The sequence below is a fragment of the Paeniglutamicibacter kerguelensis genome, from assembly GCF_017876535.1.
GTDB lineage: Bacteria > Actinomycetota > Actinomycetes > Actinomycetales > Micrococcaceae > Paeniglutamicibacter > Paeniglutamicibacter kerguelensis.
In genome coordinates this window covers 2,534,211-2,557,248 of record NZ_JAGIOF010000001.1, presented here as the reverse complement: position 1 = coordinate 2,557,248, position 23,038 = coordinate 2,534,211, and the positions used below count along the sequence as shown (strand labels likewise).

Genomic DNA, 23,038 nt, shown 5'->3' with positions numbered 1-23,038 from the left:
CTAGTAGTTTTTGGCCGATTGTCTGTTATGAGAGCACGGATTGCTCACATCCCTTTGTGCCCAAGGATGGGCCGCATTACGACCCTGGAGCAACCCGTCGTGTTCGATTCCGTCACCTCTTTGGCGCTGGAAAGTGCCCTGGATGGCTTGGCGCTGCGTCAGCGTGCCATTGCAAACAACATTGCAAACGTCAACACCCCTGGCTACCACGCCCGACGTGTCGAATTCGAATCCGCGTTGGCCAAGTCCGTGCAACGCGGCGATGGAAAAAGTGCGGCCACCACGGCGACGTCGTTGGAGCCCACGCGGCTCGACGGCTCGAACGTCAACATTGATACAGAGACCCTGTCCAACATTGACACAGTGCTGCGCTTCCAGTTCGCGACCCAGGCGGCCTCCGGCCCGTTCAACAGCATCCGCACCGCGCTGAGGAGCAACTAATGCCCGACGCAATCGGAATAGCCGGCACGGCACTGACTGTGCACCGCAAATGGTTGGATGCAGTCTCGGACAACCTTGCCAACGCCAACACCGCAACGGCCACGAGCGGCGAGGCTTTCCGTGCCCGCTACATCGTGGCCCAGGCCAGCGGCGACCAGCAGGGCGTGTTCGTCTCGGGTGCCGAATTCGGCAGCGCCGAGGGCCGCATCGTGCACGAACCAAACCATCCGCTGGCGGATGCCGAAGGAAATGTTCGCTATCCGGACATCGACATGGCCGAACAGATGGGCGCCCTCATCATGGCGCAGCGCGGTTATCAAGTGAACGCCGCGGTCGTCGACCGCGCCAAGGAAACTTACCAGGCAGCACTGCAGATCGGACGCAACTAATGCCCATGAACATTGCCCCTGTCACGGGAGTGAGCGCAACCACGGCCACCGGATTCGTCCAGCCGACTGCGAAGGCCGGTACCGACGGTGCAGCCTTCGCCAACGCGCTCGGCGGCGCCGTGAACGAGGTCCAAAGCTTGCAGGGAATCTCCAACGAGCTTTCCATCAAGGCCGTGACCGGAGACCTGACCGATATCCACGCCGCGACGCTTGCATCCACTCGCGCCTCCTTGGCAATTGAAATGGTGTCAACCTTCCGCAACCGCGGGGTTGAAGCCTTCAACGAGATCATGAGGATGCAAGCCTGATGGCCGCAGTTCCCGCGCCGCTGGGCAAGCTGGCGGACACCGTACGTGGATTCACCGTGGCGCAACGCACCATCGCGCTCATTGGCGTAGCCATTTTGGTCATGGGCGGTGTTGCCCTGACAGCATTCCTCACCCAGCCCAAAATGACGCCCTTGTTTTCGGGGCTTGCCCCCGAGGACGCCGCGGGCATCGTGGAACAGCTCAAGTCCGACGGCGTGTCCTACGAACTCACCGGCGGCGGGGGGACCATCCTGGTTCCCGAAGCCAGCGTCTACGACGCCCGGCTCAAGGCAGCCGCCTCGGGCCTGCCCAGCTCGGGAACCAGCGGTTACTCCCTGCTCGACCAGATGGGTGTCACCTCCAGCGAATTCCAGCAAAGCGTCACCTACAAGCGTGCTCTCGAAGGCGAGCTGGCCTCCACCATCCAGGCCATGGACGGCGTGAAGTTGGCTTCGGTGAAACTGGCCATTCCGGAACAGACGGTCTTTGTTGATTCAAAGACCAACCCCACGGCCTCGATCTTTGTCGAAACCAAGCCGGGCGTCACGCTTAGCCGCGACCAAGTCCAATCCGTTGTCCACCTGACCTCTGCGGCGGTTGACGGGCTGAAGCCCGATGACGTCTCGGTCGTTGACTCGGCGGGCAACCTGCTCTCCGCGGCGGGCGTTGGGTTGACCGGGGGAGTGAACCAGCAAACTTCCGATTACGAAACCCGCGTCGCGAGCACCATCCAGGGAATGCTCGACCGCGTGGTTGGACCCGGCAACGCCACAGTCGCCGTGGCTGCCGAAATGAGCAAGGAATCCGCCGAACGCACCGAGGAAACCTTCACCGATCCCAAGGGCTCGCCGGCACTTGTCGAATCGGAAAAGAAGGAAGACTACAAGGGCAACGGCAGCGGAGGTCCGGCTGCGGGGGTCCTGGGCCCCGACAACATTGCCGTGCCCAACGGAGCCAATGGCGATGGCACGTTCACCTCGACGGACAACCAGCGCACCAACGCCGTTAACAAGGTCACCGAGAATCGCACGATTCCCGCCGGAACCTTGGAACGCCAGACCATTTCGGTGGCCCTGAGTGACAGGGCCGCCCAGGGGTTGAGCATTCCGGAGATCACCCAAATGATCAGCAATGCCGCGGGAGTCAACGCGACCCGCAACGACCAGGTCAGTGTCTCGGTGGTGCCATTCAACACGGATGCCGCAACCGCCGCCCAAAGCCAGCTGGCCGCGGCGGAGGCAGCCGAAACCGCCGCACGCAACGCGGCCCTGATGCGCACGCTGATCATTGCAGGCGTCATCGCCCTGGCCCTGGTCCTGATTGCCGCGTACGCACTGTATGTGCGCCGCAACAAGCAGAACCGCGAACCAATCGATCTGGGTGAATTGCGCGACTACCCCTCGATTTCCGCGGTGCCGATGGAAAACCCGAACCCGGAGACCGTATCCATCTCCCAGGTGGCGCTGCCGACACCGATTGCGGCCTTCCCCATCTCACACAACGTCAAACGCGAAGAACTATCGGCACTGGCGGCCAGCGACCCGGCAAAAATGGCCGACTACCTGCGCTCCGTCATGGATGATCGGAAGCACGAATGAAAGCGCTAGGCCCCGGCGGCACCGCGATGCTCAGCGGCACCCAGAAAGTCGCAATCGTGCTCATGCAGATGGAGAAGGAACACGCCGCCGAAGTCATGAAGCAATTCACCGAATTCGAGGCAGATGAAATTGCCGGCGAATTGGTGCGCCTGCGTCGGGTGGACGCCGCCACCGTGGAAGACACTATCCACGAGATCCACGAACTTGCCACGTCCGGCCGGTTGAATGCCCGCGGCGGACGCGAAATGGCCGTGGGACTGCTGGAAGCCTCCTTCGGCAGCGACAAAGCCAACACCGTCATGGACAGGCTTTCGTCCTCCTTGGCCGGGATGACCTTTGAGTTCCTCGACAGCGCGGAACCCGCGCAAATCGTTGCCTTGCTTGACGGGGAATTGCCGCAAACCACGGCGCTGGTGGTTGCCCACCTGCGCCCGGAAATCGGGTCTGCAGTGCTCGCCAGCTTCGAGTCGCATCTCCGCACGGACATTGCCCGCGCCCTGGCCACCATGGGATCGGCTTCCCCCGAAGCCGTGCGCGTGGTGGCCGAAGCCCTGAAGAAGCGCACGGGCGCCGTCATGACTCCGCGCGAACCGATCGAGGCGGTCGGAGGAATCCAGCCGCTGGTGGAGATCCTGAACCGTTCGGATGTCGCGATCGAAAAGGACCTCCTGCAATCCCTGGAACAGCGCGACCCCCAGCTGGCCGAGGAAGTGCGCTCGCGCATGCTCTCCTTCACCGACCTGGTGAAGTTCGACCGCAAGGACGTCCAGCGGGTGCTGCGCGGCATCAACCCGACGGTCCTGGCCTTCGCGCTCAAGGGCGCAGGAAGCGCAGTCGAGGCAACCATCCGGGAAAACATCTCGGACCGCACCAAGGAAGTCCTGGACGCCGAGATCGAGTCAATGGGCCGGGTACGTGTTTCGCAGGTCGAGGAAGCACGCGCGGACATTGTCCGTTCCATCCGGGAACTGGAAACCACTGGCGAGATAACCATCCAGCGTGGCGACGAAGATGACTTTGTCCTCTGAGACGGTTGGCACCGAGGCGCCGGCGTTCGAACCCGCACGATTCGGCGAATTGAATTCCGCGGAGCACGCCAAGCGCCACGAGGCCATGTCCCAAACCCATGGTTACGCGACAGGCTATGCCACCGGCATCCGCGCTGCCGAGTCGGTGGCGCGCAAGCAGCGCGAACAGATCGCCCGTGCGCATGCCTCGGCCGAGGCCGCACGGGCTGCCGAACACGCACTGGCGATCGAAGCCCTGCAGGCCGCCGCCCAGGCGCTAAACGCCAGGACGGTGCCCGTGCTGGATGCCGCCTCCACCGTGCTGGCCGAAGCTGCCCTGCTCCTGGCCCAGAAAATCATTGGCAAGGAGTTGTCCAACGACGCTTTTGGCGCCAAGGCCGCCCTGGACCGGGCGCTGGTGGGCATCGAGGCAGGTACCGTGCGTGAAGTGCGGATGAACCCGCATGACCTGGCTCTGCTTGGTCTTTCGCATGTCCCCGGCACCACTATCAAGCTTGCCGCGGATGCCGCCCTGGCCAAGGGCGATGCCATGACCGCGTTTGACGAGGGTTTCCTTGACGCGCGCATCTCAACGGCGTTCGAACGTGCAGCATTGGCCTTGCGGGGCGGATCTTGATGGCTCCGGGCGCGCTGGCCTGGCCAGCGCTGGATAAAGCCTTGCTGGCCGCCGAACCGATACGCGTCGGTGTTGTCAGTTCCGTGGTTGGCCTTGGCCTTGAGGTCTCGGGCCTGAACGCCCCGCTTGGCACGGTCCTGGAGATCGGTCCGCAGAAGGTTCCCGCCGAGGTCGTGGCCGCCCGCCGCGAGGCATTGCACTGCATGCCGCTGGGTGAGCTGGAAAAGATCAGCGTCGGGGACCTGGTCAGCAGCAGCGGCCATGGCGCCCAGATTCCCACAGGCACCGGGCTCCTGGGCCGGGTGCTGGACGGTCTGGGCAAACCCATCGACGGCAAGGGGCCGTTGGGGGAGCACACCATGGTTCCCATGGAACACGAAACCCCGTCAGCACTTGAACGCAGCCGCATCACCGCCCCGCTTCAGCTGGGGGTCCGTGTCATGGACACACTCACCGCAGTGGGAGCAGGGCAGCGCATCGGGCTGTTCGCAGGCTCGGGCGTCGGCAAGTCGTCGCTGTTGTCAATGATTGCCCGCGGAGCCACCGCCCAGATCAACGTCATTGCCCTGGTGGGCGAGCGCGGCCGCGAAGTCCGTGAGTTCCTTGAAGAGGACTTGGGCGCCGAAGGGCTTGCCCGTTCCATCGTTGTGGTCTCCACGGCGGATGAACCCGCGCGCATGCGGTTGCGCGCCGCCTTCGTTGCAACCCGCATTGCCGAATCCTTCCGTTCCTCCGGTGCACAAGTGCTGTTGATGATGGACTCGCTGACCCGTGTGGCCATGGCCCAACGCGAAATCGGACTCTCCGCCGGGGAACCGCCGGCAACGCGAGGCTACCCGCCCTCGACCTTTTCCCTGTTGGCCAGGCTTCTGGAGCGGGCGGGCAGCGATGCCAACGGGTCGATCACGGGCATCTACACGGTCCTGGTGGACGGCGATGACCACAACGAACCCATCGCCGATGCAACCCGGTCGCTGCTCGACGGGCACATTGTGCTCGACCGCAAGCTGGCAGTCTCCGGGCACTTTCCCTCGATCGATGCCCTGGCCTCCGTATCGCGTGTGGCCAACAGGGTCACCACGCGGGAACAGGCGCAGGCCGCAGCAGGCCTGCGCCGTGTGCTTGCCGCCCGGCGTTCGGTCCAGGACCTCTTGGACGTGGGCGCCTACCAGCGTGGAAGCAACCCGCTGGCGGATGCCGCAGTGGACCACGAACACGCGATCAACAACTTCTTGCGCCAGCGCCTGGAAGAGCCGGTCTCCGGTGAACAGGCCTGGAGCGAACTGACAAACTTGCTGCGTACCTTGGGAGTGAACTAATGGGTAGGACTTTTCCCCTGTCGGGGCTGCTTCGCCTGCGCGAGCTTCAGGAAAGCAAGGCAGCCGGTGAATTGGCTGCCGCCAACAAGGCCCTGCGAGGCGGGATAACCGCGATCAAAAACGTGCAGGAAGCCGCGGGAGCCGGAGAAGAGTATCCGGTGGATGCAGCAACGATGCTGGCAGTCGCGGCATCGCGCGCCTCAACTAGCGGGATGCTCCTGGAACTCAACGCCCTGGTCGAAACCCTGAATGAGACGGCGCAATCCGCAGGGTTTGAACACCAGCGGGCCCGGGCCGGGGTCAAGGCCCTGGAGAAGCTTGCCGACAGGCACACAACGGCTCTTCGGCTTGAAGACCTGGGCCGCGAACAGGCCTTGCTTGATGATTTGGGATCGGCACGACCCCGGGGAAGGAACGCATAGTGGGTTTCAGCGAGATGGCTTCGCGCATTGGTTCCATCCAGGGAACCCTTGCCTCGGTCAGCGGCGCGGTTGCAAGCGAACCTGCCGTCCCGAGGACCGTCCAGGCCATGAATGCGGCCGGTTCGCTCGGCCTGGCCCAGTCCGGCTCGGGCACGATCCTGTCCGGCGGAACCGCCTCCGCGGACTTCACCCAGCTCCTGGAAGAGGCGCTGGATCCTGCCCGCACGGCCGTGACCGAAACCAAGCGCGTGGCAGGCGACGCAACAGGTTCCCCGCGTCTTGACGTAGGCAAGAGCGCGGTCAATGAAGTCGACGACGCAGCAAAGGCAGGGGACGGGAAAACCGACGGCGCCGACGTCGTACGCGAGTCGCGCAAGTACCTGGGCGTTCCCTACGTGTGGGGAGGCAACAATCCCGACATCGGTCTGGACTGTTCATCGTTTGTCCAACACACCTTCCGGGATCTGGGCATCCAGTTACCGCGTGTTGCCCGCGACCAAGCGAAGGAGGGCACGGAGGTTCCCTCGCTGGCGCAGGCCAAACCGGGCGACCTGATTGTCACCCGCGGCGGCGGCCACATCGGCATCTACCTGGGCGACAACAAGATGATCCATGCCCCTCGCCCGGGGGAAACCGTCAGCATTCGCAAACTATTTGAAACGGATGCACAAATCATGACAATCCGGCGCATCGTCCCGTCAGAATCCACCAACCAAGCCGCAACCAAGACCGTTGCCGATTCGTCCGTGAGGAACTCGGCCGCGCAGGCTGCAGGGTTCACCGCATCGGCACAGCGTGCAGCGTTCGCTTCGGCGGTGAGGGGCGCATGATTCCTTTGCTATTGGGGGTCCAGCCCGCACAAAGCACGACGCAGACGTCGACCGCCGGATCCAGCGACTCGGGCAGTGCCTTTGGCCACCTCTTGGCCTCGGCGCTTCCGGCCGACCAGGACGCGGCCAATACGCTGGACGACACCGCCATCGAGCCCGAGACCGCCGAGGAGGTTCCGGCTGGAATGGGCAGTGAGGCGTTTGGCGAACTGCACTTCCAGGATCGATTGGCAACACTTGGGTCAACCATTCTCCCGATCGCCGTGGCAACTCCCGTGATGGCGGACCCGGCAGCCTTGGCGATCGCCGACCCGGCGAATCCGGCGCTTGCCGATCAGGCGGTCTCGGGTGAATCGGAAGTGCCGCTGTCCTTGGTCGCCGCACCGGATGTGGAAGCTTCCGCCCCCGCGAATCCGCCTGCCGCCGCTCCTGTTTCCGGCGTGGCCGCCGGTTCGACCGCGACGCTCGGAACCAACCCCGGAGTGGCTTCGCTTGCCAGCGTTGCAACACCGGGAACCCGGACAATTGCCGGCGGGAATGCCCAGTCGGCAGCCGACGAGGTCCAGGAACCGGCAACGGTGCCCGTGGATGAAGTCGCGACCGAAGCACAGGGTCCCGCCGTCGCGCTCGAGGCCCGGCTCGCCGACCTCATTCCGGAAAACAAGCCTTCCCACCTGGCGCCAACGCCCGGACTCCAGGGGCTCGCGCCGCACGACGCGGCACGGTCTTCACGACCGGAGACCCTGCTGGGGGTTGGCGCCGTTTCCGGCGGCAAGACGCTTGCCGTGGAAAACGTGGTTTCCCGCGAACCCCAGGCCCCTCCGATCAACCGGCAACTGCTGGGCCCCATTTCCGCTTTGGCGGCGGGTCCGCACGGCGAACGCACGCTGAGCGTCAACATTGCCCCGGAAGCGCTGGGTCCCGTCACCGTCAAGGCCCATTTGGGTCACGAGGGGATGCGGGTCGAGCTGACCGCCCCCACCGAGGCCGGGCGTGAGGCACTGCGTGCCATGCTTCCCGAGCTTCGCCGCGACCTTGCGGCAACGGGTGCGGGAACGGTGAGCATCGGAACCGCAACCGATCCCGGAACGGGTGCAGGCACGTACTCCGGGGGAGGGCAGGCCTCAATGGCCAACGACCAACGATTCGGCGGCGGGGCCTTGGCCGCTGCGGGCCAAGGACGGCAGCAGGACGAGGAAACAGCGCAGCTTCCTGCCAATGAAGCCCGGCCGTCCGCACACGCTTCATCCCATCTTGACGTGATGGCTTAGGAAGGAATCGACCACCATGCCCATTGCACCCATTGACGTGACCCAGTTCGGGACGGGGAACCAGCCCGTCCGCGCACCCAAACAGAGCATGGACGGTGAAGTGTTCATGCACCTGTTGGTGACCCAGCTGGCGAACCAGGATCCGAGCTCGCCCATGGACACCAACGACATGATCGCGCAAACAACGCAGCTTGCCTCCATGGAACGCCTGAACATGCTCGGGGCAACCCAAGATGTTTCGCTGGCCATCCAGCAGCGTACGGCCGTTTCCGCCCTGCTTGGCCAGAAGATCACCACGGGCGGTGACGAGCCGGTCACGGGTGTTGTCACCGCAGTGTCCTTCGCCGGAGTCGAACCCGTTGTCACCGTGGATGGGAAGCAGATCCCGTACTCACACATCGTGAGCATTGCCGCGGTTCCCACTGAGCCACCGCCGCCGGAAGACACCGGTGAATCAACACCCGATCCCGAACCGGAACACCAGCCCGCCGCCGTCTAGCCCCGATCTCCGGCACCACCTTTTTTGAACAATTCCACGTCCACGCCACCGTAGAAAAGAGCCAGTCTCATGCTTCGTTCACTGTATTCAGGAATCTCGGGCCTGCGCGCCCACCAGACCATGCTTGACACCACGGGCAACAACATTGCCAACGTCAACACCGCGGGTTTCAAGTCTTCGTCCATCCAGTTCCAGGACACCCTGTCCCAGATGACTCAGGGTGCAACCACCCCCGGCGCCACCACCGGTGGACGCAACCCGGCTCAGGTCGGCCTGGGTGTGCAGGTCGCCGGCATCAGCACGAACTTCGGCCAGGGCTCGGCCCAGAACACCGGGCGCTCGTCGGACATGATGATTGCCGGCAACGGCTTCTTCATCACCCGCAACGGTGGCAGCACCTCGCTGACCCGTGCCGGCGCCTTCGACTTTGACGCCAACGGCCGACTCACCAGCCCCAACGGCGGGATTGTCCAGGGCTGGATGGCCAACAACGGTGTCATGCCCGCCGGCGGAGCACTGCAGGACATCACCTTGCCGAAGGACCTCGTGGCACCGGGCGTAGCAACAACCACTGCCTCGCTTATCGGCAACCTGCCCAGCGAAGCCAAGGTTGGCGATGCCCCTATCGTGCAGGACAAGGAAATCTTCGCGGCCGACGGCACCAGCCGGACCATGTCCATGACCTTCACTCGCACCGCAACAGGCTGGGACGTGGCCGCCAATGACGGTGCCGGAGCCACCGGAACCGCAGCCCTGACGTTGGCAGCCGACGGAACCCTGAATGGCGGAACCATGGCCGTCGGCGGCGTGGCCGTGGACCTGTCCAAGGTCACCGGCTACGCCGGGCTGAAGACTGTTTCCATCAGCGAACAGAACGGCCGTTCCGCGGGTACCCTCGAGTCCTACACCCTCGGTTCCGACGGCACGCTCACCGGCACCTTCTCCAACGGCGCCCAGCAGGCCATCGCACAGATCGTCCTGGGGTCGGTGGCAAACCCGGCAGGTCTGCAGAAGACGGGTGGCTCGGGTTACGCCCTCACCGCAAACTCCGGTGCCATCGAATACGGTGCGCCGGGTTCCCCGGGCATGGGCGACATCGCCGGCGGCATGCTCGAAATGTCCAACGTGGACCTGTCCCAGGAATTCACCAACCTGATTGTCGCCCAGCGCGGTTTCCAGGCCAACGCCCGCATCATCACCACCAGCGATGAGGTCCTGCAGGAACTGGCAAACCTGAAGCGCTAAGTAGTGTTGGAGGCACCGTTGGCTAACGGTGCCTCCATGCCTGCCGAAAGTGTCCTGTGAAAGGACGGGTGACATGATCGTTGTTACAAGGCTCAATATGAGCCGCTTTGCGATCAACCCGGACCTCATCGAACGGATCCAGGAAAACCCGGACACCGTTGTGGTCATGGTCAACGGCGCCAAATACGTGGTGACCGAGTCCATGGAAGAGGTCATCGGGCTGGTTATGCACTATCGAGCCTCAGTGGTTTCAAAGGCCCGGTTGCAGGAAACCGCATCCCCGTCCTCTGGATTACCTTCGCTTCGACCGAGGACGCCCTAATTGGATCCCGCAACAATCATTGGCCTCTTGCTGGCCTTCGGCGCAATGTTCACCATGCTTTTCATGGAGGGCGCCAGCGTCTCATCGATTCTCTTGCCGGCCCCCATGATCATTGTGTTCCTCGGAACCATCGCCGTCGGGATCGCCAGCGGAACCATCAGCGACACCATCATTGCCTTCAAGACTCTTCCCTCTGCCTTCCGCGGAAAAGTTGCTCCGGTCACCGTACTGATTGCGCGGCTCGTCGCCCTTGCAGACGTCGCCCGCAAAGAGGGCCTGCTGGCGCTCGAATCCGAAGCCCACGCAACCAAGGACCCGTTCCTGAGCCGCGCACTTCAGTCCATGGCCGACGGCATCGACGGCGACGAATTGCGCGACCAGCTCGAAGATGAAATCGCCACGCGCGAACGCACCGACGCCATCGCCCACAAGTACTTCGCCACCCTGGGCGGGTATGCGCCAACGGTCGGCATCATCGGCACGGTCATCTCGCTGACCCACGTCCTGGAGAATCTCTCCAAGCCCGACGAGCTCGGCCACATGATTGCCGCTGCCTTCGTGGCAACACTCTGGGGCCTGGTATCCGCAAACTTCATTTGGCTTCCCATCGGCTCACGCCTGCGTCGCCTCTCCGAACTCGAGGTCGAGCGCATGAGCTTGGCCGTCGAGGGTTTGCTGGCCATCCAGGCCGGAAGCCAGCCGATCCTCTTGGAAGAGCGCCTGCGCGCCATGGTTCCGGCCCACGAGCTTCGCGCCAAGGGCAAGGAACCTGCCGCGAAATCAGAAACGGCCACGCTAGAGGACTTTAAGGAAGCGGCGTGAGCTCACGTCGCGGGTCACGGCGCGGGCGCAAGGCACCGGCCGAACACCACGGTCCGGATGAACGGTGGATGGCCTCCTACATGGATATGGTCACGGTTCTCATGTGCCTGTTCATAGTCCTTTTTGCGATGTCCACGGTTGACCAGGACAAGTTCGAAGCCCTTAAGAACTCCTTGGCCACCGGATTTGGCTCCGAAAAAAGCATCAACGCCGACATCGCCCAGGGCATTGTTGTCCCGCCGGACCTTATTGGCTCGGAGGGCCTGCTGGCCAACGCCGAAATCGATTCGCAGACCAAGGAAAAACTCTTGAAGTTGGCCGAGGCCGAGGAAGAAGAGTTGCATGAACTCAAGGTCCGCATCGACCAACGCCTGAAAGATTCCGGACACAAGGGTGCGGCGGACTTTTCCATCAACCAGCGCGGGCTGACGGTCCGGTTGGTGAGCGCCGAAACATTCTTCAAACCCAACAGTGCGGAATTGACGAAGAACGCCCGCGAGATCATTGACGCGATTGCCCCGGTGCTTGCACCGACGAATCGCCACTTCGAGATCGAGGGCTTTGCCGACGAGCTGCGTCCCGTTGACCCGTATCCCACCAACTGGGAACTGTCCGCCAGCCGGGCCACGGGAGTGCTGCGGGCCATGGTGGAAGACGGGGGAGTGAAGGCGCACCGGATCTCCTCGGTCGGCTACGGGGACGCGCATCCGCTGAAGGGCGGCAAGGACAGGTCGCTAAACCGCCGCGTGGACATCGTGGTTCTCTCCAACCAGCCCGAAAGCGTCAGAAACTTTTTGCCGCAATCCTAGGCTCCGGCCCGGGGCCTCGGTGCTCGGGTGGCAATCCCGGAAAATGACAGGGTTCCGGCTAACCGTGCGGCTTTGCCCTCCGATAGTGGAGGCCGTGACCCCTATGTCTGTGGGCAACCATTAATGGCTGCCTTGAACCCCAAATCCCCTGCAGCGGTAATGGCTGTTGTCTACGACTTCCGTAGGCCCACCACGCTTGCCCGCGAGCACGCCCGTGTCCTTGAGCTTGCATTCGAGACATTCGCGCGCCAATGGGGCACCCAGCTCACGGCCAAGATCCGTGTGATGTCCCAGGTCACGCTCGAGTACTTGTCCATGCAGTCCTATGACGACTACGTGGCCGGGCTTCCGCCCACCACCGCCATGGTGTTGTGCGAATCCGAGGCGACAAGCGCCCGCACCGTCATCCAGTTCCCTGCGGCAGACGCCCTGAACTGGGTGTCCCACATGCTCGGCAGCCCCAGCGCAACCGACGTGCCGGAGCGCAAATTCACCCGCATTGAACAAACGCTGGTGCGCGGGCTCATGGATGAGGCCCTCGAGGACCTCCACTATTCGCTGGGCGCGCTCCTGCAAAACCAGCTGAGCGTGGCGAGCATCCACCACAACTCTCAATTTGCCCAGGCGGCCACCAAGTCCGAACTGGTCATCGCGGTTTCCCTGCGGGTCCGCGTCGGCGAACGCAGCACCCTTGCCAGCATTGCCGTTCCGGCCGAACTGATCCTGCCGCAACTGGGTGAAACAAACCCGACGGGTCCGGCCGAAAACGCCGGCGAACTGCTCGCCGAATCCCTCGCCGGGATCCCGGTGGACGTTGCCTTGGCCCTGGGAACCGCAGCAGTCACCCCGAGCACCATCTTGAACCTCGCCGTGGGGGACGTGCTGCCATTGCCGCACCCCACCCACAGGCCCTTTGAACTTTCCGTGGAAGGGCGCCGCTTGGGCACCGCCGCGGCCGGTACCCGGAGCGGCCGGATCGCCGCTGTTGTAGTTTCTACCGAGGAGACCCCCGTATGATTCCCGCACCGTCAGGAACCCCCGTGCTGCATTCGACCGCGCTGTATGCCGCGGCGGCCGAGGCCCTTGCCGCAATGCTGCCGACCCCGGCACCGGTGAGCGCGAAGCTGCACGCCGGTGCACGGGATGCCTCGATGCTCACCACCATGGGCGAGATCGTTGGGGCGACATTCGTCGGCCAGCTCTCCGCCGACGTGCTCATCTGCGTGGATGCCCCGCTGCTTGGCGGCAACCCGGGCGGAGACGGCTCCCTGATTTCCACCGCGGACGTGCTGCGCCCCGCCTTGGACGCCGCGACCGGCGTGCTGGGCGTGGGAGTGCTGTCCACTGACGCGGTGGTGAGCCCCGAGGCCCTGCTGGGCGACGCGGAAACCGTGTGCTTCGAATTGGTCAGCAGCGGCTCCGTCATCGGCTGGTTCGCCCTGCGCATCCGCGAAAACGCGGCGGCCGAATCGGCAAACGGCAAGAACGGCGAGGACCGCGAGGATGTCAGCTCGCGCCTGGGCCGCATCAACAACGTGGAAATGGCGTTGACCGTCGAGATCGGCCGCACCCGCATGTCGGTGCGCGACGTGCTGAACCTCGAGCCCGGCGCGGTGGTGGAGCTTGACCGTTCCGCCGGCGCCCCGGCGGACATCCTGCTCAACGGCAGGCTCATCGCCCTGGGCGAGGTTGTTGTGATGGACCAGGACTACGGCGTGCGCATCACCAAGATCCTCGATGTGAATGAGGGTTTGTCCTAGCTTGGAGAATTTCTTTTTACTGCTGCGGGTGGTCATCTCGCTCGCGGCAGTTCTTGGGCTCTTGTTCTACCTGCGCAAGCGCCTCCTGCACCGCTTTGGCTCGCATTCCGCCAGCCAGGTCACCATCGTTGAACGCCACGGCATCGGACCCAAGTCCACCGTGGTGCTCCTTGACGTCCAGGGACGGCGCTACCTGTTGGGTGTCGGCGAATCCTCGATCAACGTGCTCGACAGCTTCGAGGCGCCCGAGCCACCGGTTGCGGTTCCCGCGGCCTTCGAGGAGACTTCCGCCGCCTTGCGTTCGCAGTCCTTTGCGCTGAGCCTCCAGAAAGTCGCCGGTGCGCCGAGCGCAGGCGCCGAACGGCCCGGCGCGGGCGTTCCCGCGGCACTCGATGGGGGAGCGCGCCATGCCCTGCCCGTCGGCACTGCACCCGGGCCACTGGCCGGTTCGGTGTTGTCGCCGGACACCTGGCGTCGTGCCTGGGCCGCCCTGAAAACGGGGCGGTCGGCGTGAGCAACGAAACCCCAACAACTCTTCAGGCGACGGCTTTCCGGAAGGCAGCGCCTCGGAAAGCAACGCCGGGGACCTGGCGCCCGTTTGCCGTGGCACTGGCGGTGCTTGCCCTGGGTTTGCTGTTCTCCATGCTGGCCACGGGCACGGCCTGGGCTGCCCCCGTGGACCCGGATCCCGGGAACGGGGGAGTGTCGGTGGAGATCAACGGACCCAACGGCACGCCGAGCTCCGCGATCGTCACCATCATCGCCATCACGCTGCTGTCGGTGGCCCCGGCCCTGCTGCTGATGATGAGCTCGTTCACCAAGATCTTCGTGGTCCTGGCGATGACGCGCAACGCGCTGGCGCTGCCGACGATCCCGCCGAACCAGGTGCTGGCCGGGCTGGCCCTGTTCCTCTCGCTGTTCATCATGGCCCCGGTGCTCACCGCCATGAACGACCTGGGCGTGCAACCGTACCTGGCCGGGACCATCGACTTCCAGCAGGCCCTTGAGATCGGGGTGAAGCCGCTGCAGGACTTCATGCTGCTGCACACCCGCGAGGCGGACATCGCCCTGATGACCCGCGCCGCGGACCTGCCCAACCCGGCCACGCCGGCGGACGTTCCGCTGACGACGCTGATCCCGGCGTTCATGATCTCCGAGCTGCGCGCGGCCTTCATCATCGGCTTTGTGATCTTCGTGCCGTTCCTGGTCATCGACCTGGTGGTTTCCTCGGCCCTGATGTCAATGGGCATGATGATGCTCCCGCCGGTGATGATTTCGCTGCCGTTCAAGATCCTGCTCTTTGTGCTGGTCGACGGATGGGGATTGATCATCACCGCGCTTATCGGCAGCTACAAGATTGCCGGTGGCTGACATGGATCCGAACGCGGTACTAGACATAGGCCTGTCCGGTCTGTGGGTGGCGGCAAAGCTGTCGGCCCCGGTGCTGATCACCTCGCTGGTGGTCGGCTTCGCGATCTCGCTCTTCCAGTCGATGACGCAGATCCAGGAAGTCACGCTCTCCTTCGTGCCCAAGGCCGCCGCGGTGGCGATCGCCCTGCTGGTCTGCGGGCACTGGATGATCTCCGAAATGGTGCTCTTCACGCACGAACTCTTCGACAAGATTCCGGCCCTGCTGGGGGGCAGCTGACATGCAGGCGGTGCTGCCGCTGGGGAACCTCGAGGCGATGCTCCTGGCGGCGGTGCGCATGACGGCATTCATCATCATCGCCCCGCCCTTTTCCTACAACGCGATCCCGGGGCGCATCAAGGCGACCCTGGCGGTGGGCCTGGCCCTGGCCGTGACCCCGCGGCTCAGCGCCGGCTACCAGCCGCAGGACACCGGGCCGTTCCTGGCCTCGGTGGTCCTGGAGCTGGTGACCGGGGCGTCCCTCGGCTTCATGGTGTTCCTCCTGTTCTCCGCGGTGCAGAGCGCCGGCGGGCTGATCGACCTCTTTGGCGGCTTTGCCATGGCGCAGGGCTTCGACCCGCAGTCGATGGTCAACGGTGCGCAGTTCTCGCGCTACTTCCACTGGGCCGCGCTGGCCCTGCTGGTTTCCTCCGACGGCTACCAGCTGGTGCTTGCCGGGCTGTTCCGCTCATTCGACGCCATCCCGCTGGGCGGCGTCATCGCGATGGACGCGGTGGCCGAGAACCTGGTGCGCGGCGTCGAACAGATGTTTGTCTCGGCGATCCAGATCGCCGGCCCGCTGCTGGTGGTGCTGGTGCTCGCCGACATCGGGCTGGGCCTGCTCACCCGTGCCGCCCCCGCGCTGAACGCCTTTGCCATGGGCTTCCCGCTGAAGATCTTCCTCACGCTCTCGCTGGCTGGGACCGTGTTTGTACTGCTGCCCTCCGTGGTTGCGGCGCTGGTGCGCCAATCCCTGAAGGCAATCGGCACGGTGTTGGGCGCATGAGCCAGGACTCCGGGGAGCGCAGCGAAAAGGCCACTCCCGAGCGCATGAAGGAGGTGCGGTCCAAGGGTAAGATGACCCGCTCGCAGGACCTCACCGCCTGGCTGGGCATTGCCGCGGCCGCGCTGATGATCCCGGGGCTGATGACCCTGGCCGAGGAGGCCGGGCGCGGCCAGTTCGTCGCCATCCAGGCCGTCATCGCCAACCCGCGGGATCAATCCGCCCTGGAGGTGCTGGGGCTGGGCTTTTCCTCGCTGCCTTCGACGCTGGCGCCGATGTTCATCGCCGTGCTGGTGGTCATCCTGGCCACGGCCGCGCTGCAGGGCGGCATCAGGTTCAAGAAGTTCAAGATCGACCCGTCCAACCTGAACCTGCTCAACGGGTTCACGCGCGTGTTCGGCCTCCAGGCGCTCTGGCAGGGCATCAAGGCGCTGCTGAAGGTCGTTGTCATCGGCCTGGTGCTCTGGTCCGTGGTTTCCTCGTTGATGCCGCTGCTGCTGCAGTCCGGCTCGCTGCCGATCACCTCGCTGCTGGGTGCCGGGGGCAGCGGCGGCGCCTCGCTGATCCGCGCCTCCGTCATCGCCGGGCTGGTGCTGGCGGCCCTGGACGTCTTTGTGGTGATGCGCCGGAACCGGAAGCACACCCGGATGACCCGCAAGGAGGTCACCGACGAGAACAAGCGCTCCGACGGCGACCCGCTGATCAAGTCCCAGCGCCGCTCCCGCCAGATGGCCATGAGCCGCAACCGCATGATGGCGGGCATCGCGGATGCGGACGTGGTGATCGTGAACCCCGTCCATGTGGCGGTGGCCCTGAAGTACGAACCCGGGAAGTCCGCGCCCAAGCTGGTGGCCAAGGGCGCCGGCAACATCGCCTCGCGCATCCGCGAGGAGGCGGGCACCCACAAGGTGCCGATGGTCAAGGACGTGCCGCTGGCCCGGAACCTGCACGCGGTGTGCGAGATCGGCGACGAGATCCCGCCGGACACCTACAACGAGGTGGCCCGGGTGCTCGCGTTCGTGATGACGCTCAAGGCCCGCGGCACCGCCGCCGGCGTGCACACGGTGCCCGGGCCCCGGCCGGCGGCTTCCGCACCGGCCGGACCGGGCGGGCCGAACGCCCGGCCCGGTCCGCGCCGGGGCCGTCGGGCGGCCGCCGCGCCGCCCGACCCGTCTTCCCTTTCCCCCGCAGAACCCCCGCCCCGCCCTAAGGAACAAACCACATGAAATTCGCGAATTTCTCCAAGATCGGCGTCCCGCTGGGCGTGGTGGGCATCATCATGCTCCTGGTGGTTCCGATCCCCGCCGCGCTGCTCGACTTTCTGATCGCCGTGTCCATCCTGCTGGCCCTGGTGATCCTGTTGACCACCATGTTCGCCAAGCGGCCGCTGGACTTCTCGGTCTTCCCCTCGCTGCTGCTGGTCGCCACGCTGCTGCGCCTGGGCCTGAACGTCGCCTCCACCCGCCTGGTGCTGGGCAACGGCTACGCCGGCGAGGTGATCGCCGCGTTCGGGCACATCGCCGTGGGCGGGTCGCTGATCATCGGCTGCGTGATCTTCCTGATCCTGGTTGTCATCCAGTTCGTGGTGGTCACCAAGGGCGCCGAGCGCGTCGCCGAGGTCGGCGCCCGCTTCACCCTGGACGCCATGCCGGGCAAGCAGATGGCGATCGACGCCGACCTGAACGCCGGGCTGATCACCGACTCGCAGGCGCGTGAGCGCCGAGCGGAGGTCGCCGCGGAGGCCGACTTCTACGGCGCCATGGACGGTGCGTCCAAGTTCGTCAAGGGCGATGCGATCGCCGGCGTCATCATCATCATCATCAACCTGGTCGGCGGCATCGCGATCGGGATGGTGCAGCGCGGCATGGGCGTCGGCGAGGCGCTGAACACCTATGCGCTGCTGACCATCGGCGACGGACTGGCAACCCAGATCCCCGCGCTGCTCATGGCCGTGTCCACCGGCATGATCGTCACCCGCTCCAACGCCGCGGACGACATGGGCTCCACCGCCTCCACCCAGCTGGCGCAGTCGCGCACCGCGCTGCTGATCGCCGGTTCCGCCGCGATCGCCCTGGCGCTGGTGCCGGGCATGCCCAAGCTCCCGTTTGTGCTCATCGGCGGGCTGCTGGTCTTTGCCGCGCAGCGCATCAAGGCGCAGAAGGCCAAGGACAAATCGCTGGCTGCGGTGCAGGCGCAGAACGAGGCAGCGGTGCCGCAGAAGGAAACCACCGAGGACCTGATCGAAAAGATGCGGGTGCACGCCCTGGAGATCCAGCTGGCACCCGACCTGGTGGACGTCGTCAACGGGGGAGGCGACGACCTGCTGGCCCGGGTCCGCGCCCTGCGCCGCCGCGTGGCCATGGAGCTGGGCCTGGTGCTGCCCCCGGTGCGCACCCGCGACTCGGTGGACCTGCCCCCGGCCACCTACCTGATCAGGATCGCAGGGGTGGAGGCCGGGCGTGGCACGGCCCCGCGCGGCAAGATCCTGGCCCTGGGCGACCACCTGGACGCACTGCCCGGCGCGTCCGTTGTGGAGCCGGTCTTCGGGCTGGCCGGCAAGTGGGTCCCGGCCGAGTTGCGGCACAATGCGGAGATGGCCGGGGCCACCACGATCGACCGGGTCTCGGTGATCGTCACCCACCTGTCCTCGATCGTGCACACCCACGCCCCGCGACTGCTCACCCGCGAGGACGTGCGGGTGCTCACCGACTCGGTGCGCGAGGTCAACCCCGCGGCCGTGGAGGAACTGGTGCCCGCGCTGTTGTCCCTGGCCGAGGTGCAGCGCGTGCTGCAGGGCCTGCTGTCCGAGGGCGTGCCGATCAACGACCTGCAGCGCATCTACGAATCGCTGTCGCTGCGCGCCAAGGCCAGCACCGACCCGGAGGGGCTGATCGAGGCAGCTCGCGGCGCCCTGGGCCCCGCGATCGCCGCAACCCACCTGGAGGGCAACACGCTGCGGGTCATCATGATCGACCCGGTGCTCGAGCAAACCATGCTCGAGGGCCTGCGCCCCTCGGAACTCGGCAGCCAGATCATGCTCGACGCCCACCGGCTGGAGGCCGTGCTGGCCTCGGTGAAGGACATCGTCGGGCAGCTGGAAAACAGCGGGCTCTCCGCCGTGCTGGTGTGCGCCCCGGCGCTGCGCCCCGCGGTGCGCCGGCTGGTCGGCGGGCAGGGCGGCGGCCTTGCCGTGCTGTCCTACCAGGAGGCGACGGTCGGCGGGGCCGACATCGAGACCGTGGGGGTGGTGCGCGGTGCCGACGCAATATCGGCTTGAGGTTGAGAACCTGGAGCAGCTCAAGGAACGCATCGAGCGCGAGTTCGGGCCCACCGCCCGGATCGCCTCGGCCGAACGCGTGAGCCAGGGCGGCATCGGCAAGTTCATGGCCCGGCGCTATATCGAGGCGATCGTCGAGGTGCCCGATGACGATCCCGCGGTGCCGCCGGCCCCGGCGGTGCTGCGTCGCGCCGCGAAGACGGCCGCCGAGGTCCGGGGAGCGACCGCGCCGGCAGGGAAACTGGCCACGGTGGTGCCCACCCCGATCAAACCCAGCACGATCAAACCTGGCACCGATCCGGGATCCGGCATGGGTGCGTTGCTCGAACGCGCCGATGCGCAGGAGGAGCTGCTCGCGGCGCCCAGTGGCGTTCGCCGGCGTCCCGCGGGCACGGATGCCTCCGCGCCCTCCGGCGGGAGCGAAAAGCCCGGGGGTGGCGCCGGGGAATTCATGCGTTTACTCGACGGGGAAAGCTTTGCCTTCGAACCGGCAAAGGGCGCCCGCGCCGCCGGCCCCGCTGCAGGCCCCGCTGCCCGTTCCGATCGCACGTCACCGGCCCCGCGCACGTCCGGGCAGGCGCCCGTGCGCGTCGCACCGGCGGCCGTTCCCCCCGGCACAATTCAGTCCGGCACAATCCCGTCCGACGCCGATCCGTACCGCGCAACTGGCTCGCGGGGTCCTTCCCACCGCGACATCCTGCCCTCGCCGCTGGACGGCCCGGGGGACCTCGTGGTTGTCGTCGGCCTCTGGGGCGACGGTGTCATTGCCGGTGCGCAGCTCGGCGCCGAGTCGGCCATGCGGCGCCAGGCCGGGGAGCTGGCGCCGAAATTCAATACCGACGCCGCCGTGCGCCAGCCACTCACGGACCGGCGCGGCGTGCTCAAGGCGCGCGCGGCGGCGGTCGAGGCGCAGGAGCCGCTTGTCGTGTCCGTGGCGCTGAATCCGTTGCAGCCGCTCCGGGAACAGATGGAATTGCTGGACACCCTGGGTCCGGACCAGCTGTGGGTCGCCGTGGATGCGGGGCGCAAGAGCGAGGACACCGCGGCGTGGGTCAAACACGTCTCCGCGCGCCATCGGGTCTATGCGGTGGTTGCCCTGCACGGCAATGAGACGCTCAGCCCCGAATCCGTCCTGGAGCTGGGTTTCCCCGTCTTCGACGTCACCGCCCCAACGCCATAGACGGGCCGGGTCAACCCCGTGTTTGGGCTATGATTGTGCGGTGCTGGTACTTACCCGGAAAGTCGGAGAACAGGTCCTGATCGGCGAGGACATCGTGGTGACGGTCCTCGACGTACGCGGGGATTCCATCAAGATCGGATTCGACGCGCCCCGGGGCATCAAGATCCAGCGGGCCGAGATGGTTGCCGCGGTGACCGAGGTCAACCGCGAGGCCGCCGCAGCCGTCGACGACGGTGCCGAGGCTCGCCTGCGCGCGCTGTTTGCCGCCGCGCCCAAGCCGACCCAGCCTCCTGCGCCGAGCGCGTAAAAGACCCCAAAATTAGCACTCGCCTTGACCGAGTGCTAATGCTTGCCTAGAGTCATTGGTGGCACTCGTTGAATCAACGGATGCCGTAAAGCCTGAGGTAATTCGCCAGCTGGCACCGCGACGACGGTTGGTATCGCCCCAACGGCCCGTAAACCATTGGTAACTCACGCAAAGGAGAGACGATGTCCGTCTCCATTAAGCCTCTCGAGGACCGCATTGTCGTCCAGCCGCTCGAAGCAGAAACCACCACTGCTTCCGGACTGGTCATCCCGGATTCCGCCAAGGAAAAGCCGCAGGAAGGCAAGGTCGTAGCAGTAGGACCGGGCCGCGTCGATGACAACGGCAACCGCGTTCCAGTAGACGTAGCCGAAGGCGATGTCGTTATCTACTCCAAGTACGGCGGAACCGAAGTCAAGGTCGGCGGTGAAGAGTACCTGGTGCTCTCGGCACGCGACGTCCTGGCCATCGTCGTAAAGTAGTTTTCCCGTGTGAAGCCCCGGTCCACGACCGGGGCTTCACGCAGCCCAAAAGGAGTAACGCATGGCAAAGCAGCTAGCTTTTAACGAAGAGGCGCGACGCGCCCTCGAAGCGGGCATCGACAAGCTCGCAAACACCGTCAAGGTGACCCTCGGTCCCCGCGGTCGCAACGTTGTCCTGGCCAAGGCCTGGGGCGCACCGACCATCACCAACGATGGCGTGACCATCGCACGTGAGATCGAACTTGAGGATGCCTACGAAAACCTTGGCGCGCAGCTGGCCAAGGAAGTGGCAACCAAGACCAACGACGTTGCCGGCGACGGCACCACCACCGCCACCGTGCTGGCACAGGCACTGGTCAAGGAAGGCCTGCGCAACGTCGCGGCCGGAGCCGACCCGCTGAGCCTGAAGCGCGGCATCGAAGTTGCCGTCGAGGCAGTTGCCGCACGCCTGGCCGAGAACTCCGTTCCGGTCGAGGGCAAGCAGGTTGCCAACGTTGCAGCCATCTCCGCGCAGAGCGAAGAAATCGGCGAGTTGCTGGCCCAGGCCTTCGACACCGTGGGCACCGACGGCGTCATCACGATCGAAGAGTCCTCGACCACCGCCACCGAGCTGGTAGTCACCGAGGGCATGCAGTTCGACAAGGGCTACCTGTCCCCGCAGTTCGTCACCGACGCCGAGCGCCAGGAAGCCGTCCTCGAGGACGCGCTGATCCTGGTCAACTCCGGCAAGATCTCCACCGTGGCAGAATTCTTGCCGCTGCTGGAAAAGGTGCTGGCCGCCGGCAAGCCGCTGTTCATCATCGCCGAGGACATCGAGGGCGAAGCCCTCTCCACCCTCGTCGTGAACAAGATCCGCGGCACCCTGAACGCCGTGGCCGTCAAGGCCCCGGGCTTCGGCGACCGCCGCAAGGCCATGCTGCAGGACATCGCTATCATCACCGGCGCACAGGTTGTCTCCCCGGACCTGGGCCTGTCCCTGGACACCGTGGGCCTCGAGGTGCTGGGTTCGGCTCGCCGCATCACCATCACCAAGGACTCGACCACCATCGTTGATGGCGCCGGGACCGCCGAGGACGTTGCCGACCGTGTGTCGCAGCTGAAGGCCGAACTGACCCGCACCGATTCCGAGTGGGATCGCGAAAAGCTCTCCGAGCGCCTGGCCAAGCTGGCCGGCGGCATCGGCGTGATCAAGGTCGGCGCAGCCACCGAGGTCGAGCTGAAGGAACGCAAGCACCGCATCGAAGACGCAGTGTCCTCCACGCGCGCGGCCCTCGAAGAGGGAATCGTTGCAGGCGGCGGCACCGCATTGGTCGACGCGCTTGCAGTGCTGGACACCAACGCCGATGTGCTCGCCCTGACCGGCGACGCAGCCGCAGGCGTTGGCATCGTGCGCCGCGCACTGGTCCAGCCGTTGCGCTGGATCGCCCAGAACGCAGGCTTCGACGGCTTCGTGGTGATCTCCAAGGTCACCGAGTCGCCGACCAACGAGGGCTTCAACGCCCTGAGCGGCGAGTACGAGAACCTGATCTCCGCCGGTGTCATCGACCCCGTCAAGGTCACCCGTTCGGCGCTGCGCAACGCGGCATCGATCGCCGCCCTGGTGCTGACCACCGAAACCCTGGTTGCCGAAAAGCCGGCCGAGGATGACGACTCACACGCAGGACACAAGCACTAACACGTATCCGATACGTGTCAGCGGCATGAA

General features: G+C 65.5%; 27 protein-coding genes. All 27 read left to right on the top strand.

What is annotated here, in order from left to right:
- Window positions 1-99 precede the first annotated feature (99 nt).
- The 27 genes from JOF47_RS11635 to groL all read left to right on the top strand — a co-directional run bounded on the left by JOF47_RS11635 (window position 100) and on the right by groL (window position 23,008).
- The gene (locus tag JOF47_RS11635) at window positions 100-441 is read left to right on the top strand and encodes a flagellar basal body rod protein FlgB (protein ID WP_210001596.1); all 342 of its coding nucleotides are present in this window, start codon (window positions 100-102) and stop codon (window positions 439-441) included.
- Entirely contained in the window at window positions 441-830 is a 390-nt protein-coding gene (locus JOF47_RS11630; protein ID WP_209998324.1) for a flagellar basal body rod protein FlgC, read from the top strand. The genes JOF47_RS11635 and JOF47_RS11630 overlap by 1 nt, the downstream gene beginning before the upstream one ends.
- The gene (gene fliE, locus JOF47_RS11625) at window positions 830-1,138 is read left to right on the top strand and encodes a flagellar hook-basal body complex protein FliE (protein ID WP_209998315.1); all 309 of its coding nucleotides are present in this window, start codon (window positions 830-832) and stop codon (window positions 1,136-1,138) included. Before JOF47_RS11630 ends, fliE begins: the two co-directional genes overlap by 1 nt.
- Entirely contained in the window at window positions 1,138-2,736 is a 1,599-nt protein-coding gene (gene fliF / locus JOF47_RS11620) for a flagellar basal-body MS-ring/collar protein FliF (protein WP_209998313.1), read from the top strand. Before fliE ends, fliF begins: the two co-directional genes overlap by 1 nt.
- Window positions 2,733-3,764 (top strand): flagellar motor switch protein FliG, encoded by a 1,032-nt coding sequence (gene fliG, locus JOF47_RS11615; protein ID WP_209998302.1) that lies wholly within the window; start codon window positions 2,733-2,735, stop codon window positions 3,762-3,764. The genes fliF and fliG overlap by 4 nt, the downstream gene beginning before the upstream one ends.
- On the top strand, window positions 3,748-4,380 hold the full coding sequence (locus tag JOF47_RS11610) for a FliH/SctL family protein (protein WP_209998300.1): 633 nt from the start codon (window positions 3,748-3,750) through the stop codon (window positions 4,378-4,380). Before fliG ends, JOF47_RS11610 begins: the two co-directional genes overlap by 17 nt.
- Window positions 4,380-5,699, top strand: coding sequence for a FliI/YscN family ATPase (locus JOF47_RS11605; protein WP_209998298.1), 1,320 nt, complete (start codon window positions 4,380-4,382; stop codon window positions 5,697-5,699). Before JOF47_RS11610 ends, JOF47_RS11605 begins: the two co-directional genes overlap by 1 nt.
- Window positions 5,699-6,121: a flagellar export protein FliJ gene (locus JOF47_RS11600; protein WP_209998291.1), complete on the top strand. Its 423-nt coding sequence runs from the start codon at window positions 5,699-5,701 to the stop codon at window positions 6,119-6,121. Before JOF47_RS11605 ends, JOF47_RS11600 begins: the two co-directional genes overlap by 1 nt.
- Window positions 6,121-6,951 (top strand): C40 family peptidase, encoded by an 831-nt coding sequence (locus tag JOF47_RS11595; protein WP_209998289.1) that lies wholly within the window; start codon window positions 6,121-6,123, stop codon window positions 6,949-6,951. Before JOF47_RS11600 ends, JOF47_RS11595 begins: the two co-directional genes overlap by 1 nt.
- Window positions 6,948-8,222 carry a flagellar hook-length control protein FliK gene (locus JOF47_RS11590; RefSeq protein WP_209998287.1) on the top strand — a complete coding sequence of 425 codons (1,275 nt, stop codon included), beginning with the start codon at window positions 6,948-6,950 and terminating at the stop codon, window positions 8,220-8,222. The genes JOF47_RS11595 and JOF47_RS11590 overlap by 4 nt, the downstream gene beginning before the upstream one ends.
- Window positions 8,223-8,238: 16 nt before the next feature.
- The gene (locus JOF47_RS11585; RefSeq protein ID WP_209998286.1) at window positions 8,239-8,721 is read left to right on the top strand and encodes a flagellar hook capping FlgD N-terminal domain-containing protein; all 483 of its coding nucleotides are present in this window, start codon (window positions 8,239-8,241) and stop codon (window positions 8,719-8,721) included.
- 69 nt (window positions 8,722-8,790) lie between these two features.
- Complete coding sequence (locus JOF47_RS11580; RefSeq protein WP_209998284.1) at window positions 8,791-9,966, top strand: flagellar hook protein FlgE; 1,176 nt, start codon at window positions 8,791-8,793, stop codon at window positions 9,964-9,966.
- Between the two features lie 73 nt (window positions 9,967-10,039).
- The gene (locus JOF47_RS11575) at window positions 10,040-10,288 is read left to right on the top strand and encodes a flagellar FlbD family protein (protein WP_209998282.1); all 249 of its coding nucleotides are present in this window, start codon (window positions 10,040-10,042) and stop codon (window positions 10,286-10,288) included.
- Window positions 10,289-11,110, top strand: a complete 822-nt coding sequence (locus tag JOF47_RS11570) for a motility protein A (protein WP_209998274.1) — start codon at window positions 10,289-10,291, stop codon at window positions 11,108-11,110.
- Complete coding sequence (locus JOF47_RS11565; RefSeq protein WP_209998271.1) at window positions 11,107-11,919, top strand: OmpA/MotB family protein; 813 nt, start codon at window positions 11,107-11,109, stop codon at window positions 11,917-11,919. Before JOF47_RS11570 ends, JOF47_RS11565 begins: the two co-directional genes overlap by 4 nt.
- Window positions 11,920-12,042: 123 nt before the next feature.
- Window positions 12,043-12,936 (top strand): flagellar motor switch protein FliM, encoded by an 894-nt coding sequence (locus JOF47_RS11560; protein ID WP_209998269.1) that lies wholly within the window; start codon window positions 12,043-12,045, stop codon window positions 12,934-12,936.
- On the top strand, window positions 12,933-13,679 hold the full coding sequence (fliN, locus tag JOF47_RS11555; RefSeq protein ID WP_209998267.1) for a flagellar motor switch protein FliN: 747 nt from the start codon (window positions 12,933-12,935) through the stop codon (window positions 13,677-13,679). Before JOF47_RS11560 ends, fliN begins: the two co-directional genes overlap by 4 nt.
- Window position 13,680: 1 nt before the next feature.
- Window positions 13,681-14,193: a FliO/MopB family protein gene (locus tag JOF47_RS11550; protein WP_209998258.1), complete on the top strand. Its 513-nt coding sequence runs from the start codon at window positions 13,681-13,683 to the stop codon at window positions 14,191-14,193.
- A 128-nt stretch (window positions 14,194-14,321) separates the two neighbouring features.
- Window positions 14,322-15,050 carry a flagellar type III secretion system pore protein FliP gene (gene fliP, locus JOF47_RS11545; protein ID WP_210001594.1) on the top strand — a complete coding sequence of 243 codons (729 nt, stop codon included), beginning with the start codon at window positions 14,322-14,324 and terminating at the stop codon, window positions 15,048-15,050.
- A gap of 1 nt (window position 15,051) precedes the next feature.
- Window positions 15,052-15,327 carry a flagellar biosynthesis protein FliQ gene (gene fliQ / locus JOF47_RS11540; RefSeq protein ID WP_209998256.1) on the top strand — a complete coding sequence of 92 codons (276 nt, stop codon included), beginning with the start codon at window positions 15,052-15,054 and terminating at the stop codon, window positions 15,325-15,327.
- A 1-nt stretch (window position 15,328) separates the two neighbouring features.
- Window positions 15,329-16,093, top strand: coding sequence for a flagellar biosynthetic protein FliR (locus JOF47_RS11535; protein ID WP_209998254.1), 765 nt, complete (start codon window positions 15,329-15,331; stop codon window positions 16,091-16,093).
- Window positions 16,090-17,316: an EscU/YscU/HrcU family type III secretion system export apparatus switch protein gene (locus JOF47_RS11530; protein WP_209998253.1), complete on the top strand. Its 1,227-nt coding sequence runs from the start codon at window positions 16,090-16,092 to the stop codon at window positions 17,314-17,316. The genes JOF47_RS11535 and JOF47_RS11530 overlap by 4 nt, the downstream gene beginning before the upstream one ends.
- Window positions 17,313-19,367 (top strand): flagellar biosynthesis protein FlhA, encoded by a 2,055-nt coding sequence (locus tag JOF47_RS11525; protein WP_209998251.1) that lies wholly within the window; start codon window positions 17,313-17,315, stop codon window positions 19,365-19,367. The genes JOF47_RS11530 and JOF47_RS11525 overlap by 4 nt, the downstream gene beginning before the upstream one ends.
- Window positions 19,345-20,547 (top strand): hypothetical protein, encoded by a 1,203-nt coding sequence (locus JOF47_RS11520; RefSeq protein WP_209998249.1) that lies wholly within the window; start codon window positions 19,345-19,347, stop codon window positions 20,545-20,547. The genes JOF47_RS11525 and JOF47_RS11520 overlap by 23 nt, the downstream gene beginning before the upstream one ends.
- A gap of 40 nt (window positions 20,548-20,587) precedes the next feature.
- Window positions 20,588-20,854 (top strand): carbon storage regulator CsrA, encoded by a 267-nt coding sequence (gene csrA / locus JOF47_RS11515; protein WP_209998247.1) that lies wholly within the window; start codon window positions 20,588-20,590, stop codon window positions 20,852-20,854.
- Between the two features lie 182 nt (window positions 20,855-21,036).
- Complete coding sequence (gene groES, locus JOF47_RS11510) at window positions 21,037-21,333, top strand: co-chaperone GroES (protein ID WP_209998240.1); 297 nt, start codon at window positions 21,037-21,039, stop codon at window positions 21,331-21,333.
- 61 nt (window positions 21,334-21,394) lie between these two features.
- On the top strand, window positions 21,395-23,008 hold the full coding sequence (gene groL / locus JOF47_RS11505) for a chaperonin GroEL (RefSeq protein ID WP_209998230.1): 1,614 nt from the start codon (window positions 21,395-21,397) through the stop codon (window positions 23,006-23,008).
- The last annotated feature ends 30 nt before the right edge of the window (window positions 23,009-23,038 follow it).